A 15,430-nucleotide genomic window follows, 5' to 3' on the forward strand; every position below is an offset into this window, starting at 1 on the left:
ATAAAAGAAGTAGATGGAAAGTTTCGACTTTTATACTAAAAATAGAATCACTCATTATATTAAGCATCGTAAAGGTGAAACTAAACTCGGTGAAGCTCTAGAGTTTATTCCCTCTTTTGAAGACTTAGAAAGCTCTGAAGCTCGTTACGTGATTTTCGGAATCCCCGAAGATATTGGCGTTCGAGGAAATTTTGGTCAACCAGGGACTTCTAAAGCTTGGAGTGCTTTTTTAAATTCATTTTGTAATATTCAAGTGAATGAATATAACGACCCTAAAAATTGTATGATTTTAGGTGAAATTAATTGCTCTTCATTTACAAAAGCTTCTCTAGCCACTTACACCAAATTTGAATTAGGAGAAATCGTGCAACAAATTGATGCACAAGTGACCATGGTGGTAGAAAAAATAGTGCGCTCAGGAAAAACTCCCGTAATTATTGGTGGCGGTCACAATAATGCCTACGGAAATATTAAAGGAACCTCTCAAGCCTTAGAACGCCCTATTCACGTATTAAATATAGATGCGCATACAGATTTACGCGAAACAGATTATAGACACAGCGGTAATGGTTTTAAATATGCAAAAGAAGAAAAACTACTTGATCGTTACGCAATGGTGGGTATTCACAAAAACTATACACCCCAGTATATTTTTGATGAAATGAATAAAGATAAACATATTAAATATACCTTTCTTGATGATTATTTACACCTAACCACTATAGAAAAACTCATTAAATTTAAAAAAGCAACAGATTTTGTTAGAAATAATTTTGGGTTAGAAATAGACTGCGATAGCATTAAAAACTTTGATAGCAGCGCAATGACCCCTAGCGGATTTAATGTAAATGAAATAAGAAGTTTTATTAAACTTTCTAAAAAACAAGAAGTTTTATACTTACACTTATGTGAAGCTTCTCCAGAAAAAAATGCAATGATAGGAAAAGCTTTAAGTTATTTTGTTTCAGATTTTATAAGAGAAGAAAAATAAATGAACTTAACAATTAAAGAATTCACCCCTGATTTAGCACAAAAATTTGCCCAATTAAATTTAGCTTGGCTAGAGAAATTTTTTAAAGTTGAAGCTCACGATAAAAATGTACTTAACAACTGTGAAGAAGAAATTATTTTAAAAGGAGGTAGAATTTTCTTTGCAGAATTAGATAAAGAAATTGTAGGCACTTTTGCTTTATTAAAACTTAACCAACATACATTAGAACTCACTAAAATGGCGGTAGATGAAGCATGGCGAGGTAAGAAAATAGGTCAGTTTATGTTAACCCATTTTCAGCAATATGCAAAAGAAAACCCTTCATACCAGTATGTGCTTTATTCTTCTAAAAAGCTTGAAAATGCTATTTATTTATACAATAAATATGGATTTGAAGAGGTGAATTTAGAAGACAATCCGCCATATGTTCGTGCCGATATAAAAATGATTTACCAACCCAACAACCATAACTTATGAAAAACATATTCTTATACAGTTGTTTAAGCCTTTCTTTACTAGCTTGCAAACAAGAGAAAAAGCCACAAAAAGCAGAACAAAAAATAACCGCTGCGGTAGCAAAAAAAACTGAAGAAAAAACGCAAGATTCTATTGTTGTGATGCCTGTAGAACATGCATCATTTGCAATGAAACTTAATGACAAAACTTTTTATGTTGATCCTGTTGGTGAAATTGAAAATTATACAGCTTTACCAAAACCAGACCTTATTTTTGTAACCGATATACATGGCGACCATATGAGTGCAAAAACCTTATTAGCATTCACAAAAAAAGATGCTACACTAAAAATTGTTGGTCCGCAAGCGGTAAAAGAGCAACTCCCAAAAAGTTTACAAAACCGATTAGTGGTGATGAATAATAACGATGAAAAAAGTTTTTTGGGTGTACAGGTAAAAGCCATACCTATGTACAATTTACGAGAAGAAGCGAAAGACTTTCATGTAAAAGGACGCGGTAACGGATATGTATTAACTCATAACTCAAAGAAAATTTATATTTCTGGCGACACCGAAGATATTCCTGAAATGCGAAATCTAAAAAACATAGATTTGGCTTTTGTATGCATGAATTTACCTTACACCATGCCTGTAGACGCAGCTGCAGATGCTGTACTAGAATTTAAACCCAAAAAAGTATATCCTTATCACTACCGCGGAAAAAATGGTATGAGCGATGTTGCAAAATTTAAAAACATTGTAAACACAAACAATCCTTCTATTGAAGTAGAAATTTTAGATTGGTACTAAACAATAAACTAATTGCTATATTTATTGTATTTACCACGACGTTGAAAACATTTTAGTGAAAAACCGTAATTATCCAAAATGAAAAAAAACATTATTATTGGATAAAATCATAATTTTTGGATAAAATCCTATTTAAGATTTTTTTAAATAGTTTTATTTAGCTAATTTTAAACCACTTAGCTTAAAACATTTATAATTGATTTTGCAAAAGGGATTGAAGCGGCATCCTTTTTAAAATTATTTAGAAAAAATAGTTTTAAAAAGATATAGCGTAAAGCCCGACCTGAGCTTTTAGAGCGAAGGTTTTGCACAACTCCAAAGGTATGATAAACAAGAAAACAGTTACATTGTTACCCTTACATCATCTTGGTAATTTACAGATTGCTATTAAATTTTTATATAAGTTAGAAATAGCTAACGATTTAAATTTACTGCCAAATATCACGTGGAGTAAAACGCATAATTGCTATTATTCACCCTATTCTATTTCTCATAAACAAATGCTGTTTTCATTTTTTAATGATCGTGGTTATTTTGTAGATTATAAAAAAATACAATTTCTACAACCACAAAAAAACAAAGCTAGGCCAGATTATTATGAAGTAGATAAAGATAAATTAAGTGCTGCTGATAAAAAGAATTTATGGAAATACGTTTCTTACTTAAGAGGCAAACGCTATAGCGAAAGTACCGTTAAAACGTATTATCATTTTGCATTAATGTTAGTAGCTTATATTGAAAAACCAATCGATACATTAGCGTTTCGAGATTATGAGCTTTTCTTAGAGAAACTAATTACTAAAAGAAATTACTCTATTAGTTCTCATCGGCAATGTATAAGTGCACTTAAACATTTTACAGATTTATTTACAGATGAACCCTTAGAAAAAGAACTTATTTCGCTTCGTCCTAAAAGGTCTAAACAATTACCTACCGTACTTTCCAGAAACGAGGTATTGCGTATTTTACAAGTGACTAAAAACTTAAAACACCGAGCAGTTTTAGGACTTATTTATAGTTCTGGATTACGTATTGGTGAGTTGCTTTCTTTAAAATTAAATGAAATTGATATCGATCGCAAGCAATTATTTATAAAATCTGGTAAAGGCAGAAAAGACCGAACAGTAATTTTAGCGGAAAGTATTTTGCCGCTATTGTTTAACTATCTAAACACTTACGCCCCTAAAGAATTATTTGTTGAAGGGCAAAATGGTAATCCGTACAGCGCAGAAAGTATTAGAAGTTTCTTGCGCAAATCTTGCAAAGAAGCTCAGATTTTAAAAAGAGTTACTCCGCATACACTTAGGCACTCATTTGCTACTCATATGCTAGAAGATGGAGTAGATTTAAGATACATTCAAACTTTATTAGGCCATAGTAAACCTGAAACTACAATGATTTACACACACGTAACACAACGTGATTTAATGAATATTCAAAGTCCATTAGATCGCGTGGTAAATCAATTAAAAGGCAAAACTCAAAACCATACAAAAGTTGGTTTATCTGGAAATATATAGTTCGCTAGCTTAATAGATATTAGTAAATTTTAAAAAAATTAATAAATATGTTCACATTGGAGAAAAGCAACAAATGCTGTAACTTCTCTAACTATAAAAAATGAAAAATGAAAACGATAATTATGGTCATGTTTTTTCTATTTATCACATTTATTGGTAAAGGTCAACCCTCTAATGTCGAAGAAAAATTTATCTTACCTGAAACCCTAAACGAATCTTCTGGCGCTATTTTTTTTAACGATAAATTAGTTACTCATAATGATTCTGGTAACGAAAATAAGCTTTATGAAGTAGACACTTTATCTGGTCTAATCACAAGAACTATAACCATTACAAATGCTACTCATGTAGATTGGGAAGATCTCACTCAAGATGAGAATTTTATATATGTGGGAGATATAGGTAATAATAGCGGAAACAGAACAGATTTAAAAATTTATAAAATTGCCAAAAGCGATTATGTCACTACAAATAGCTTAATTGCAGAAGTGATAAATTTTAATTATTCAGATCAATTCGATTTCAGTTCAAACCCTAACCAAACACAGTGGGATGCTGAAGCTTTAATTAGTCTTGATGAAAACCAATTAATTTTACTCACAAAAAACTGGGTTAATGGGATTACAAGCGCCTATCCTATTTCAAAAAACGCTGGTACTCATTCCGTTTCTCCATTACCTACTACCTTAAGTGCTGAAGGCTTAATTACTGGAGCTGCTTATAACTCACTCACAGAAAAAATATATGCGATAGGCTACACCAATAATTTGCAACCTTTTGTTTGGGAATGCGAAAGTTTTCTACTAAATGATATTTTTTCTGGGACAAATACCAAAACTTCACTTACAAATTTAGAGCTAGAACAAGTAGAAGCAATTACACATATAGGCGCGAATAGGTATTTTGTAACTTCAGAATCTTTTAATTTTCCTCCGTTTTCTAGTGAAGCTAAATTATTTTCTTTTACCACAAACGACCCTGAATTATCGATTATAGAATCAACAAAAAATATAGCCAAACTATACCCCAACCCTGTAAAAGATGTTTTTTTTATTGAAAACTTAGATTTTACTTCGGTAGAAATTTACGATACAAACCTTACTCGAGTTTTACAAAGTGATGAACGAAACGTGAATATTTCAAAATTAGCAACGGGTATATATTGGCTGAAAATTAAATTAAAAAATGATGATGTAATTCAAAAAATTATAAAATACTAACTAAAAAAGCCATCTTATCGATGATAAGATGGCTTTTTAACTAAACCAATTAAAACAAACAAAAAAACTATTCTTTTTTCTTTTTATCCCAACCGCCACCTAGGGCTTGATACATATTTACCAGAGCGCTCATCTGTTCTTTCTTGGTCTCTACCAATTCAAACTTAGACTCTAACGCATCACGTTGGGTTAATAATACTTCCATATAATCTGCTCTTGCTGAAGTAAATAAATCATTAGAAATATTTATAGATTTTGTTAAGGCTTCTACTTCTTTAGCCTTTAGATCGTAACTTTTTTCTAAATTATCAATCTTAGCGAGTTGATTTGCTACTTCAATGTAAGCATTTAAAATACTTCTTTCATAATTTACAACAGCTTGTATTTGTTTAGAATTTGCCGTTGCATAAGTAGCTTTAATTGCATTTCTATTAATTAATGGTCCTGCAATATCTCCTGCTATAGAATACAATAAAGATTCTGGAGTTTCTAACAAATATTTAGGATTAAAAGCTCCAAAACCTACACCTGCTGAAATGCCCAAAGAAGGGTAAAATCTTGCTTTTGCAACTTTCACATCTAACTTAGAGGCTGACAACTCAAGCTCTGCCTGTCTAACATCAGGTCTATTTTGCAAAATTTGAGAAGGAAAACCAGCGTCTATAGTATCTGGTATTAAATTTGAAAAACCATCAGCATCTCTTTCTACGTGTTGCGGATACCTCCCTAACAAAAAATTAATTTTATTTTCTGTAACCGTTATTTTCTGTTGAATTTCAAACTGAAGACTTCTGGTATGAAATACTTCTGCTTCAAATTTTTGTACCGCTAACTCTGTAACTCTTGCCGATTGTTTTTGCAACTTAACAATTCTTAATGCATTACTTTGTATATCGATATTACGCTTTAAAATAGCATATTGATTATCTAGTGCTAGTAATTCATAATAAGAATTAGCTACTTCGGCAATTAAATTGGTGACCATAAAATTTCTTCCTTCTACAGTAGAAAGATACCTCATGACAGCTGCTTTTTTTGCGTTGTGAAGCTTTCCCCAAATATCTAACTCCCAGTTAGCATAAGCCCCAAGTGTGTAGTTGGGAAGAGGGTCTGGCATAGCCTTTCCCTCTTTTATATTTAAGTTTTCTTCTACAGCTCCGTTTCTGGTATATTTTCCAGATTTCTCTAATTCAGCTCCACCTCTTAAGCCTACAAAAGGCAAATATTCACCTTTTCTAGTTTTCACTTCATTTTTTGCAATTTGAAGTTCTTGTAGCGTGATGTTTAGCTCCTGATTATTTTCTAAAGCCACTTCAATAAGATTGGTTAAATAAGGGTCTTTAAAAAACTCTTTCCAATCTATTTTTGCTGAATTAATGCTATCTAAAGCAGTTTTATCAAAATTTTCAGGAACACTAGTATCTGCTTCTCTGGTTGCTACATTTGGGGTTTTACAACTCCCAAAAAAGAACATCACTACAGTTATTAAACCAAAGTATTTATAATTTATTATTCTATTCATTTTCTTCCGTATCTTGATTAGCATCGAATGCATCTATTTCGTGTACAAATCCTTCTGATAAAGATTCGTCTTCTTCATCTCGAATTAATTTTCTCCCTTCAGCTAAACTTCCAAAGATGTAGTAAAGACCTGGTACTATTATTACACCGAATATGGTACCAAATAACATTCCTCCTAAAGCTGAAGCTCCTAAAGTTCTATTACCTATTGCACCCGCACCAGTAGCCAACATTAATGGTATTAAACCTGCTATAAATGCAAATGAAGTCATTAAAATTGGTCTAAAACGTACTCTAGCTCCTTCTATGGCTGCTTCTAAAACACTTAAACCTTCATGATGTTTAAGCACGGCAAACTCTACGATTAACACCGCATTTTTTCCTAATAAACCAACCAGCATGATAAGTCCAATCTGTGCATAAATATCGTTTTGGAGTCCCATCATTTTCAGCAACATAAACGATCCAAAAACACCTATAGGTAAAGAGAATACTACCGTTAATGGAATAATAAAACTTTCATATTGTGCTGCTAAAACAAAGTATACAAACACCAATACAATTAAAAATATATAAATAGACTCATTACCTCGTTGTGCCTCGTCATAAGAAAGACCTTCCCAAGCAATATCATAATTATTAGGTAGGGTTTCTTTAGCCACTTCTTTAATGGCATTAATCGCATCTGCAGTTGTGTAACCATCTGCTGGTAAACCTCTAATAGCGGCAGAATTATACATATTGAAACGAGTTACCTCGTTTGGCCCCTGCTGCTTTTTAAGGGTCATAAATGCTGAATAAGGAACCATCTCTCCATGATCATTCTTCACGTACATATTCAACACATCAGAAGGTAATCTTCTAAATTTAGGATCTGACTGAACATAAACTTTAAAGAACCTGTTGAATTTAATAAATCCTTGCTCATAGGTACTACCAATTAAGATATTAAGGTTTTCCATAGCATCTCCTATAGAAACTCCTTTTTGCATCGCAAGTTCATTATTAAACTCTAACTCGTATTGAGGATAGTTTGCGGCAAAGAAAGTAAACAGTCCTTTTAGCTCTTCACGTTTTTTTAAGTTCTCTATAAACTCTTTATTAATTTTGTCAAACTCTTGATAATCTGTATCTGTATTTTGGTCTAATAATCGAAGTGAAAAACCACCTGATGAACCAAATCCTGGAATTGCGGGTGGTTCAAAAAATTCGATTACGGCTCCTAAATCTTTCGACTCTTCTTCGAGCTCTTCCATAATTTCAGTTACGGTATGCTCACGATCTGACCAGTTTTTCAAGTTAATTAAACAAGTACCGGCATTAGACCCTCTACCTTCTGTCATGATCTCATACCCTGCTAAAGAAGAGACAGACTCTATTCCTTCTACTTCTTCACAAATAGCCTGAAGTTTTTTAGAAACCTCATTAGTACGTTCTAAAGTAGCTCCTGGAGGAGTTTGAATGATCGCATAAATAGTTCCTTGATCTTCACTAGGTACAAAACCAGAAGGTAATACTTGACTTTCTAAATAAATACCCGCACAAAAAGCGATAAGTATTCCAAAAGTAAGCCATCTTCTACTCACCACTTTCTTTAAAATACCTACATATCTTCCCGTAAGTTTATCGAAACCAGAATTAAACTTATCTAAGCCTTTCGTTAAGATATTCTTTTTCTTTTCTTTTCCGTGGTTATTTTTAAGCAACATTGCACACAAAACAGGAGTTAGTGTTAATGCTATAATTGCTGAAATCACAATAGAACTTGCCATCGTAATGGAGAACTGTCTATAGAATGTACCTACAGGACCAGACATAAATGATATAGGCAAAAACACCGATACCATAACCATGGTAATTGCGATAATTGCACCACTTATTTCTGACAAAACCTTCTTGACGGCGAGATACGGACTAATATTTGGATGCTCTTCAAACTTAGCGTGTACAGCTTCAACTACAACAATCGCATCATCGACCACAATACCAATAGCAAGAACTAAAGCAAATAAGGTAACCATGTTTATCGAAATGCCGAAAAATTGAATTACAAAAAAGGCACCAACTAATGAGACGGGAACCGCTAAAATAGGAATTAATGTTGAACGCCAATCACCTAAAAATATAAATACAACTAATGCTACTAAAAGAAATGCATCTCTTAAGGTATGAACCACTTGTTCTATAGAAGCATCTAAGAATTTAGATACATCATAACTAAGTTTATAATCTACTCCAGGAGGGAAATCGGCTTTCATATCTTCCAACTCCTCTTTTACTTTATCAATTACATCACTTGCATTACTACCATAACTTTGTTTTAATACAATTGCAGCTGAAGGGTGACCATCTAAATTGGAGTAAATATCAAAAAATTCACTACCTAGCTCTACCCGACCAACATCTTTTAGATGAAGACTTTCACCTTCAGAATTGGCTCTAATAATTATATTTTCATATTGCTTGGGATCGTTAAACCTCCCTTTATAAGTAAGCACATATTCTAAAGATTGCGCTTGTATACCAGAACTTCTACCTAACCTACCGGGACGCCCCACAATACTTTGCTCTTGCATGGCTTCCATAACTTCATCTACAGAAACATCATAGGCTCTCATACGGTCTGGGTCTAACCAAACACGCATCGCATATTTTCTACTCCCTAAAATGGTAGAACGTGCAATACCTTTAATTCTATTAATTTCAGGTATCATTTTCACATTAGCATAATTGTATAGAAATTTTTCATCTATACTCTTATCTTTAGCGTAAAGGTTAACATACATTAACATACTAGGCTGTATAGGTGTAATAGTAACCCCTTCTCGTTGCACTAACTCTGGCAACAATGGCATTACCTGATCCACCCTAGTTTTTACGCGTACTACAGCTTCATTAGGATCTGTACCCGGTTCAAAAATTATACGTAATGTAGCTTCACCGGCACTTGTTGCATCGGTAGCCATGTAACGCATATCTTGAACTCCATTAATAGAATTCTCTAAGGTAATTAAGGTCGATTTCACCAATACATCTGCACTTGCTCCTGGATACGCGATAAAAATATTTACCGTTGTTGGAGCAATTTGCGGAAACTGTGATATTGGTAATTTTTTTATGGCGAGAGACCCCATAAACACTATAATAATAGAAATCACTATAGCAAATACGGGTCTATGTATAAATTTACTAAACATATCGTTTTATTTTGCTATTGATTTACTCTGCGGAAAGTTGAAGGTGACTAAGCATCTCTTCTGGTTCTTGATATTCAAAAGAAATTTCATCTCCATCTTTCACTTTTCTTAATCCGTTAAGAAGAATTTTATCTGATTCACTCACCCCTTCTTTTATGACGTATAAATGTGGTATTTCACCTATCAATTTTATTTCTTTAGCATGAATTTTATGATCTTCTGAAACTACATAGATATAGTGTTTATCTAAAACTTCAAAAGTGGCTTTTTGTGGCACCAATAAAGCATGATTATAAGGTATTTTAGAAATAATATTACCAGTCTCTCCGTGTCTTAACAATCCATCTGGGTTATCAAAAGTGGCTCTAAATGGAATATTACCTGTCTCGTTATTAAAGTCTGCTTCGATGGTTTCTACAATTCCTTTTTCAGAAAATTTTTGATGATTAGCCATTAACAATTCTACTTGAGCCTTGGTGCTATCTTTATGAGCCATTTTAAAGTCTAAATACTCAGCTTCAGGCACATTATAATAAACCCACATTTTACTGTTATCTGACAAGTTCGTTAGCAATTCTCCTTCATCTACTAAACTCCCTTCTCTAACGTGAAAACGGTCAATGATACCATCAAAAGGTGCTCTAATGTCTGTAAATTGTAGGTGTACTTGTGATAGTTGTAGTTCTGCTTTAGCTTTATCGTATTTTGCTTTTGCCATTGCTAGTTCATTTGCTGCAACTACATTACTATCTGCTAATGTGGTCGTATTTTGGTATTCTATTTTAGCAAACTCTGCCTCTGCTTTAGCTTTTAGCATTTCTGCCTGATACAAGTTAGGCATAATTTTAAAAAGTAAATCTCCTTTTTTAACCGTCTGTCCTTCATCTACATAAATTTTTTGAAGATACCCTCTTTCTTGGGCTCTTAACTCAATATGTTTTATAGAGTGAATTTGACTTACATATTCTTTAGTAGTAATAGTGTCTTTTATAATAGGACTAGTGACTACTAATTTAGATTTTTCTTCTTTGTGTTCTTTTTTAGATTCACAACTTGTAGTAATTACAAGCGCAAATAAGCTTATAACCATGAGAATATTCCTCATCATAACTTCATTATATTAATAGTTTTGTTTGAATAATTGAAATAGTGTAATAAACACACCAGTAGCTTCATTTTAAATAAAAATGAATACTCATAAAACAACAGTGATTAGCTTAAAGACTATACTGTTTATCTTAAGTCAAAAAAATCAAATTCTATAAACACAAAATGCTATGTACAGAGGTTGCTGTACGGATGAATGTGGGGATAAATCCTCTGGAAAGGAGATGCCTTTACTATTTTCTTTAAGAATGTAATCAGAAAACAGTGTATAAAACAGTACGGTTAACGTATTATTTTTTTGGATAAGTTTTTTAACAGAAACCCACTCGTATTCTTCTACTTCTACATCTTCAATGGCTTTTATTTCAAAATCATTTTCAGAAGAAGAAGGCAAAGTTAGATATTGAAATGACTGTGGATTTACTTTTGATAGAATGTCTTCTTTATCTATCTTAATAAGATCTTCAAAAGTAAATGAGTTCGTATTCTTTTGATGAGCTAGCACTCCACTGTGGGCACATAAGCTTACCAAAAAAATAAACAACAAGGTTAAATATTTTGCAAAAACTCTTTTCATAATCTTTTACAAAAGTACATCAAGTCATCATAAATTACAAATTTTAAGCTTTTTAGTTCACGCTAACTTAAATAAAAACTCCTTTTCATTTAGGTAAAAGTAAGCTATCACTAGGTTTTTCATTAATTATTTAGTATTCTAATAATAACTTAAATATTTAATTTATGCAGTTAAGCTCTTCGCTTTTGTTTCATTAATCTGCTACATTTTAAAAAAACATAAACATTTATCGTACGAAATTGAAAATCAAAACATATATTTTTTTTTAAATTACTTTTTTAGTTTATCCATAACGAAATATCCTTTTAAAAACATGATGAATATTACTCCCCTTACAGTGTTTAGCCTATCTATTGAAATGAATCTTAAAATGTAGGATAAAAAATATACCTAAAAAACAAAAGAAATTGAGGGGTTACGTTTTAGTAGAAAGTTTATATTAGTTTTAAATATATTTGAAAAAATTATTCTAACTTATGAAAGCAATTCTCTCTTTATTAATCACTTTCTCTTTAATTAGCTGTCAAAAAGAAAAATCTAACAAAAGTTCTGAATGTGAACCGCTTGGTAATATTAATATTGTAGTACATAAAAACGACCATAAAATTGATAGTATTGGCATAAAAAACTCAAATAATAAACAAAAAGCGACCATTGTTAAAGCATCTGCAGACACTTTAAAGTTTCATATAAATGAGCCTTTAAATGATTTATATAAAATAAATTTCTTTTCAAAAAAACACATATCGCCATTAAAAATCTGGTTAGATGGTGATCATACTATTATAGATATTGAGATTAATAGATTTGCTAAAGTGACTCATGTAACCAACTCTCCAATACAGGATCATATTAAAGAATATTCAGCAACTTTAAAAGAACTTTACAAAAATCCCGAAGAAAATAAAGAAAAAATAAATAATTTTTTACTTACAGAAATTAAGAATAACATCAAATCTCCTTTTATCTTTTCTCCTGCTGAAATTTATTATTACAGCAACATCAACGATCAAGTAAAACTTCAAGAATTAGATAGCTTACTTCAACAAATACCATCAGATTTAAAAAATCATAAATTAAGTATACTTCCTAAGCTTCATAAAAGTCTAAATAATTAAAAAACTTAATTACGTTTAATAATTTAGCTTTAAAATTTTAACTAAAATATTTTTCTAAAGAAAGCCTTAGGGATGACTTTGCTAAAATTAGTATCTTGCATTTCATAAATTTATCCCATGCGTTTTCTACTTTTATTTATAGCTTTTCATTTTTTTCAAATTTCAACGGCTCAATTACTTTCTGATCATGACAAGAATTACACCAGGGCAGATTCACTAAGAGGTTCTTTGAGACCAGAAAGAACAGGCTATGATGTACTTAAATATGATTTGTATGTAAAAGTTATACCCGAAGAAAAATACATTTCGGGCGTTAACAAAATTACTTTTAAGACTTTAGAGGAATTGCCAAAAATGCAATTGGATTTATTCAAAAACATGAAGGTAGATTCGATTACTTATAAAGGGAAAAAAGTAAAATTTTATAGAGAATTTAATGCTGTTTTCATAGAATTTGAACAACCTATTCAACAAAAAAAAGAAAGTACACTTAACTTTTATTACTCAGGCAAACCAATTGTTGCCAAAACCCCACCTTGGGACGGAGGTTTTATTTTCACCAAAGATAAAAATAATGAAGATTGGGTAAGTGTTGCGGTACAAGGCACTGGAGCCAGCTTATGGTATCCTAATAAAGACCATTTAAGCGACGAACCAGAAGAAGCAGAAATACATATCGCTGCTCCAAAAAATTTAGTAGCAGTTTCAAACGGTCGGTTATTAGGAAAAGAAAAAGTAGATGAAAATTACACACAATGGAATTGGAAAGTTACCAACCCCATTAATAATTACAATATTATTTTAAACATTGGTGATTATGTGAATTTTTCAGATCATTACAAAGATCTAGACCTCAACTATTATGTTCTCTCTTACAACCTAGAAAAAGCAAAAAAATCATTTAAAGAAGTAACCCCTATGATGGATTGCTTTTATGAAAAAATAGGTCCGTATCCATTTCCTGAAGATTCTTATAAATTAGTAGAAACTCCATTTTTAGGTATGGAACATCAAAGTGCCGTTGCCTACGGAAATGGTTTTAATTTCGGATATATGGGCAGAGATTTATCTGGCACTGGAGTTGGACTAAATTGGGATTATATTATAATTCACGAATCAGGTCACGAATGGTTTGGAAATAGCATTACTGCAAAAGATATTGCCGATATGTGGATACATGAGTCGTTTACCTCTTATACCGAAGCGATCTATATTGAATGCCGCTGGGGCTTAGAAAAAGCGCTCACCTACCTTAACGGTTTAAGACAAACTATGGTAAGTAACGACCGCCCCATTATTGGCGATTACGGTGTAAATTCAGAAGGCTCTGGTGATATGTATTTTAAAGGCGCTAATATGATTAATACCTTGCGCTTTATGATTAATGATGATGAAAAATGGTGGGAAATTTTAAATCATTTTACTTCAGCATTTAAACACACGACAACAGATACAGAAGCTGTAGTTCGTTTTTTTGAAGAGGAAACCGATCTAGAATTAGCATCATTTTTCAATCAATACCTAAGGCATACAAAGCTTCCAGAACTTCAATTTAAAAAAGAAAACGCTACCATTTACTACCGTTGGAAAACCGATGTTGAAAATTTTAAAATGCCTGTAGAACTTTTAACTAATCAAAAAGAAATAAGAATTACACCTAGTAATTCTTGGCAAAAATTAGACAAGTCTATTTCTAAAGAAAATTTACAAGTAAACTTAAAAAAGTTTTATATTACCACCAATTTAAATGAAGTATTGAATAGGAGAGATCATAGAAATTAGCTTAAATTTTTTAAGCTAACCTTGCTTTTAAGGTATTAATTCTATTTACTTTTCCGGTATGTGTTTCTTCAAATTTTTCTACAAAATAGATTTTTTTAGGCTTTTCAAATTTATCTATTTTTTTTGATTTTTGTATTTCTTCTTTTAAATGTTCTAGTACTTCTTCACTAAAAGCAGCTTCTACAAATAAAATTAGCTTTTCACCTAAAGCATCATCAGGCAATGAAGTAACAAAAAAGCGTTGTAAAATAATATTTTGTAATTTTTTTTCTACTTCTTCAGGATGTATTTTTACGCCACCACTATTAATTACATTATCAATTCTTCCTTTCCAAAAAAACTTTTTATAAGTGATTAATTCAACTACATCATTAGTAACCACCAATTGGTCTGAAACTAAAGGAGCTTTAATGGTTAGACAATTTCTATCATCTTGGGCTACGGTTACATTCGCTAATACTTTAAAAGGAAGTTTCTTTTTTCTACTTTTTTTAGAGTTTATTCTTCGAGCTGCTATATGAGTTACGGTTTCTGTCATTCCGTAAGTTTCATAAATTTTAGTAGGAATACCTTGCACTAATTGCTTAAGATGAACAGAAACAGCACCTCCTCCAACAATTAATTTTTGAATTAAATGAAGTCGCCCTAAAGAATTATCTAATTGAAAAGGAGTCATTGCACAAAAATCATAGCGCTTAAACACTTGGTCTATAGGGTTAGATTTGGGCTGTACACTATCTAAATGCCAACCTAATACCATAGCTCTTACCAGCATCATCTTCCCAGCAATGTAAGAAGCAGGTAAACATAACAAGGCCGTAGTTTGTTCAGGAAGCTTAAAAAATTTACCAGTAGCCTTAGCGCTATTAACCATGTATTCTTTCTTAACCTGAACAATTTTTGGTGTTCCTGTAGAGCCTGAAGTTTTTACCTCTACATATTCTTTTTCATCTAACCAATCTAAAATAAATTCTCCTATTGATTCTTCATAAGGTTCTCCTTCATTAATATATAAATTAGCCAATTGAATTAAGCCAGTTTCATTTAACTTATTCTTATTAAACTGAAAATCCTCGTGTAAACGTGGCGTGTAATAATCTGCAAATTCATTCATAACCAAATATCTTATTTC

Annotated in this window: 12 protein-coding genes; 7 read left to right on the forward strand and 5 right to left on the reverse strand. The window is 31.8% G+C overall.

The window, feature by feature from the left end; translation table 11 throughout:
• Positions 1 to 13: 13 nt before the first annotated feature.
• From KW502_RS09515 to KW502_RS09535, 5 genes are all read left to right on the forward strand, one after another.
• Positions 14 to 991, forward strand: a complete 978-nt coding sequence (locus KW502_RS09515) for a formimidoylglutamase (protein ID WP_219040324.1) — start codon at positions 14 to 16, stop codon at positions 989 to 991.
• Positions 992 to 1,468, forward strand: coding sequence for a GNAT family N-acetyltransferase (locus KW502_RS09520; protein WP_219040325.1), 477 nt, complete (start codon positions 992 to 994; stop codon positions 1,466 to 1,468).
• The gene (locus KW502_RS09525) at positions 1,465 to 2,256 is read left to right on the forward strand and encodes an MBL fold metallo-hydrolase (protein ID WP_219040326.1); all 792 of its coding nucleotides are present in this window, start codon (positions 1,465 to 1,467) and stop codon (positions 2,254 to 2,256) included. The genes KW502_RS09520 and KW502_RS09525 overlap by 4 nt, the downstream gene beginning before the upstream one ends.
• A gap of 323 nt (positions 2,257 to 2,579) precedes the next feature.
• Entirely contained in the window at positions 2,580 to 3,776 is a 1,197-nt protein-coding gene (locus KW502_RS09530; RefSeq protein ID WP_219040327.1) for a tyrosine-type recombinase/integrase, read from the forward strand.
• 107 nt (positions 3,777 to 3,883) lie between these two features.
• The gene (locus KW502_RS09535) at positions 3,884 to 4,996 is read left to right on the forward strand and encodes a T9SS type A sorting domain-containing protein (RefSeq protein WP_219040328.1); all 1,113 of its coding nucleotides are present in this window, start codon (positions 3,884 to 3,886) and stop codon (positions 4,994 to 4,996) included.
• Positions 4,997 to 5,063: 67 nt separating this feature from the next.
• Here the strand turns inward: KW502_RS09535 and KW502_RS09540 are convergent, their stop codons facing one another.
• The 4 genes from KW502_RS09540 to KW502_RS09555 form a co-directional block, all read right to left on the reverse strand.
• Complete coding sequence (locus tag KW502_RS09540) at positions 5,064 to 6,518, reverse strand: TolC family protein (RefSeq protein WP_219040329.1); 1,455 nt, start codon at positions 6,516 to 6,518, stop codon at positions 5,064 to 5,066.
• The gene (locus KW502_RS09545) at positions 6,511 to 9,714 is read right to left on the reverse strand and encodes an efflux RND transporter permease subunit (protein ID WP_219040330.1); all 3,204 of its coding nucleotides are present in this window, start codon (positions 9,712 to 9,714) and stop codon (positions 6,511 to 6,513) included. Before KW502_RS09545 ends, KW502_RS09540 begins: the two co-directional genes overlap by 8 nt.
• A gap of 22 nt (positions 9,715 to 9,736) precedes the next feature.
• A complete protein-coding gene (locus KW502_RS09550) occupies positions 9,737 to 10,819 on the reverse strand; it encodes an efflux RND transporter periplasmic adaptor subunit (protein ID WP_219040405.1) in 1,083 nt (360 codons plus the stop codon).
• Positions 10,820 to 10,966: 147 nt separating this feature from the next.
• Positions 10,967 to 11,398: a hypothetical protein gene (locus tag KW502_RS09555; protein ID WP_219040331.1), complete on the reverse strand. Its 432-nt coding sequence runs from the start codon at positions 11,396 to 11,398 to the stop codon at positions 10,967 to 10,969.
• Between the two features lie 476 nt (positions 11,399 to 11,874).
• On the opposite strand from KW502_RS09555, the gene KW502_RS09560 reads away from it, so the two are divergent.
• Both KW502_RS09560 and KW502_RS09565 read left to right on the forward strand, forming a co-directional pair.
• Positions 11,875 to 12,516, forward strand: a complete 642-nt coding sequence (locus KW502_RS09560) for a hypothetical protein (protein ID WP_219040332.1) — start codon at positions 11,875 to 11,877, stop codon at positions 12,514 to 12,516.
• Positions 12,517 to 12,633: 117 nt separating this feature from the next.
• Positions 12,634 to 14,298, forward strand: coding sequence for a M1 family metallopeptidase (locus KW502_RS09565; protein ID WP_219040333.1), 1,665 nt, complete (start codon positions 12,634 to 12,636; stop codon positions 14,296 to 14,298).
• 10 nt (positions 14,299 to 14,308) lie between these two features.
• On the opposite strand, the gene KW502_RS09570 is transcribed toward KW502_RS09565, so the two are convergent.
• A complete protein-coding gene (locus KW502_RS09570; RefSeq protein ID WP_219040334.1) occupies positions 14,309 to 15,412 on the reverse strand; it encodes an AMP-binding protein in 1,104 nt (367 codons plus the stop codon).
• Positions 15,413 to 15,430 lie beyond the last annotated feature (18 nt).

The organism is Mesonia aestuariivivens, assembly GCF_019311235.1.
Taxonomy (GTDB): domain Bacteria; phylum Bacteroidota; class Bacteroidia; order Flavobacteriales; family Flavobacteriaceae; genus Mesonia; species Mesonia aestuariivivens.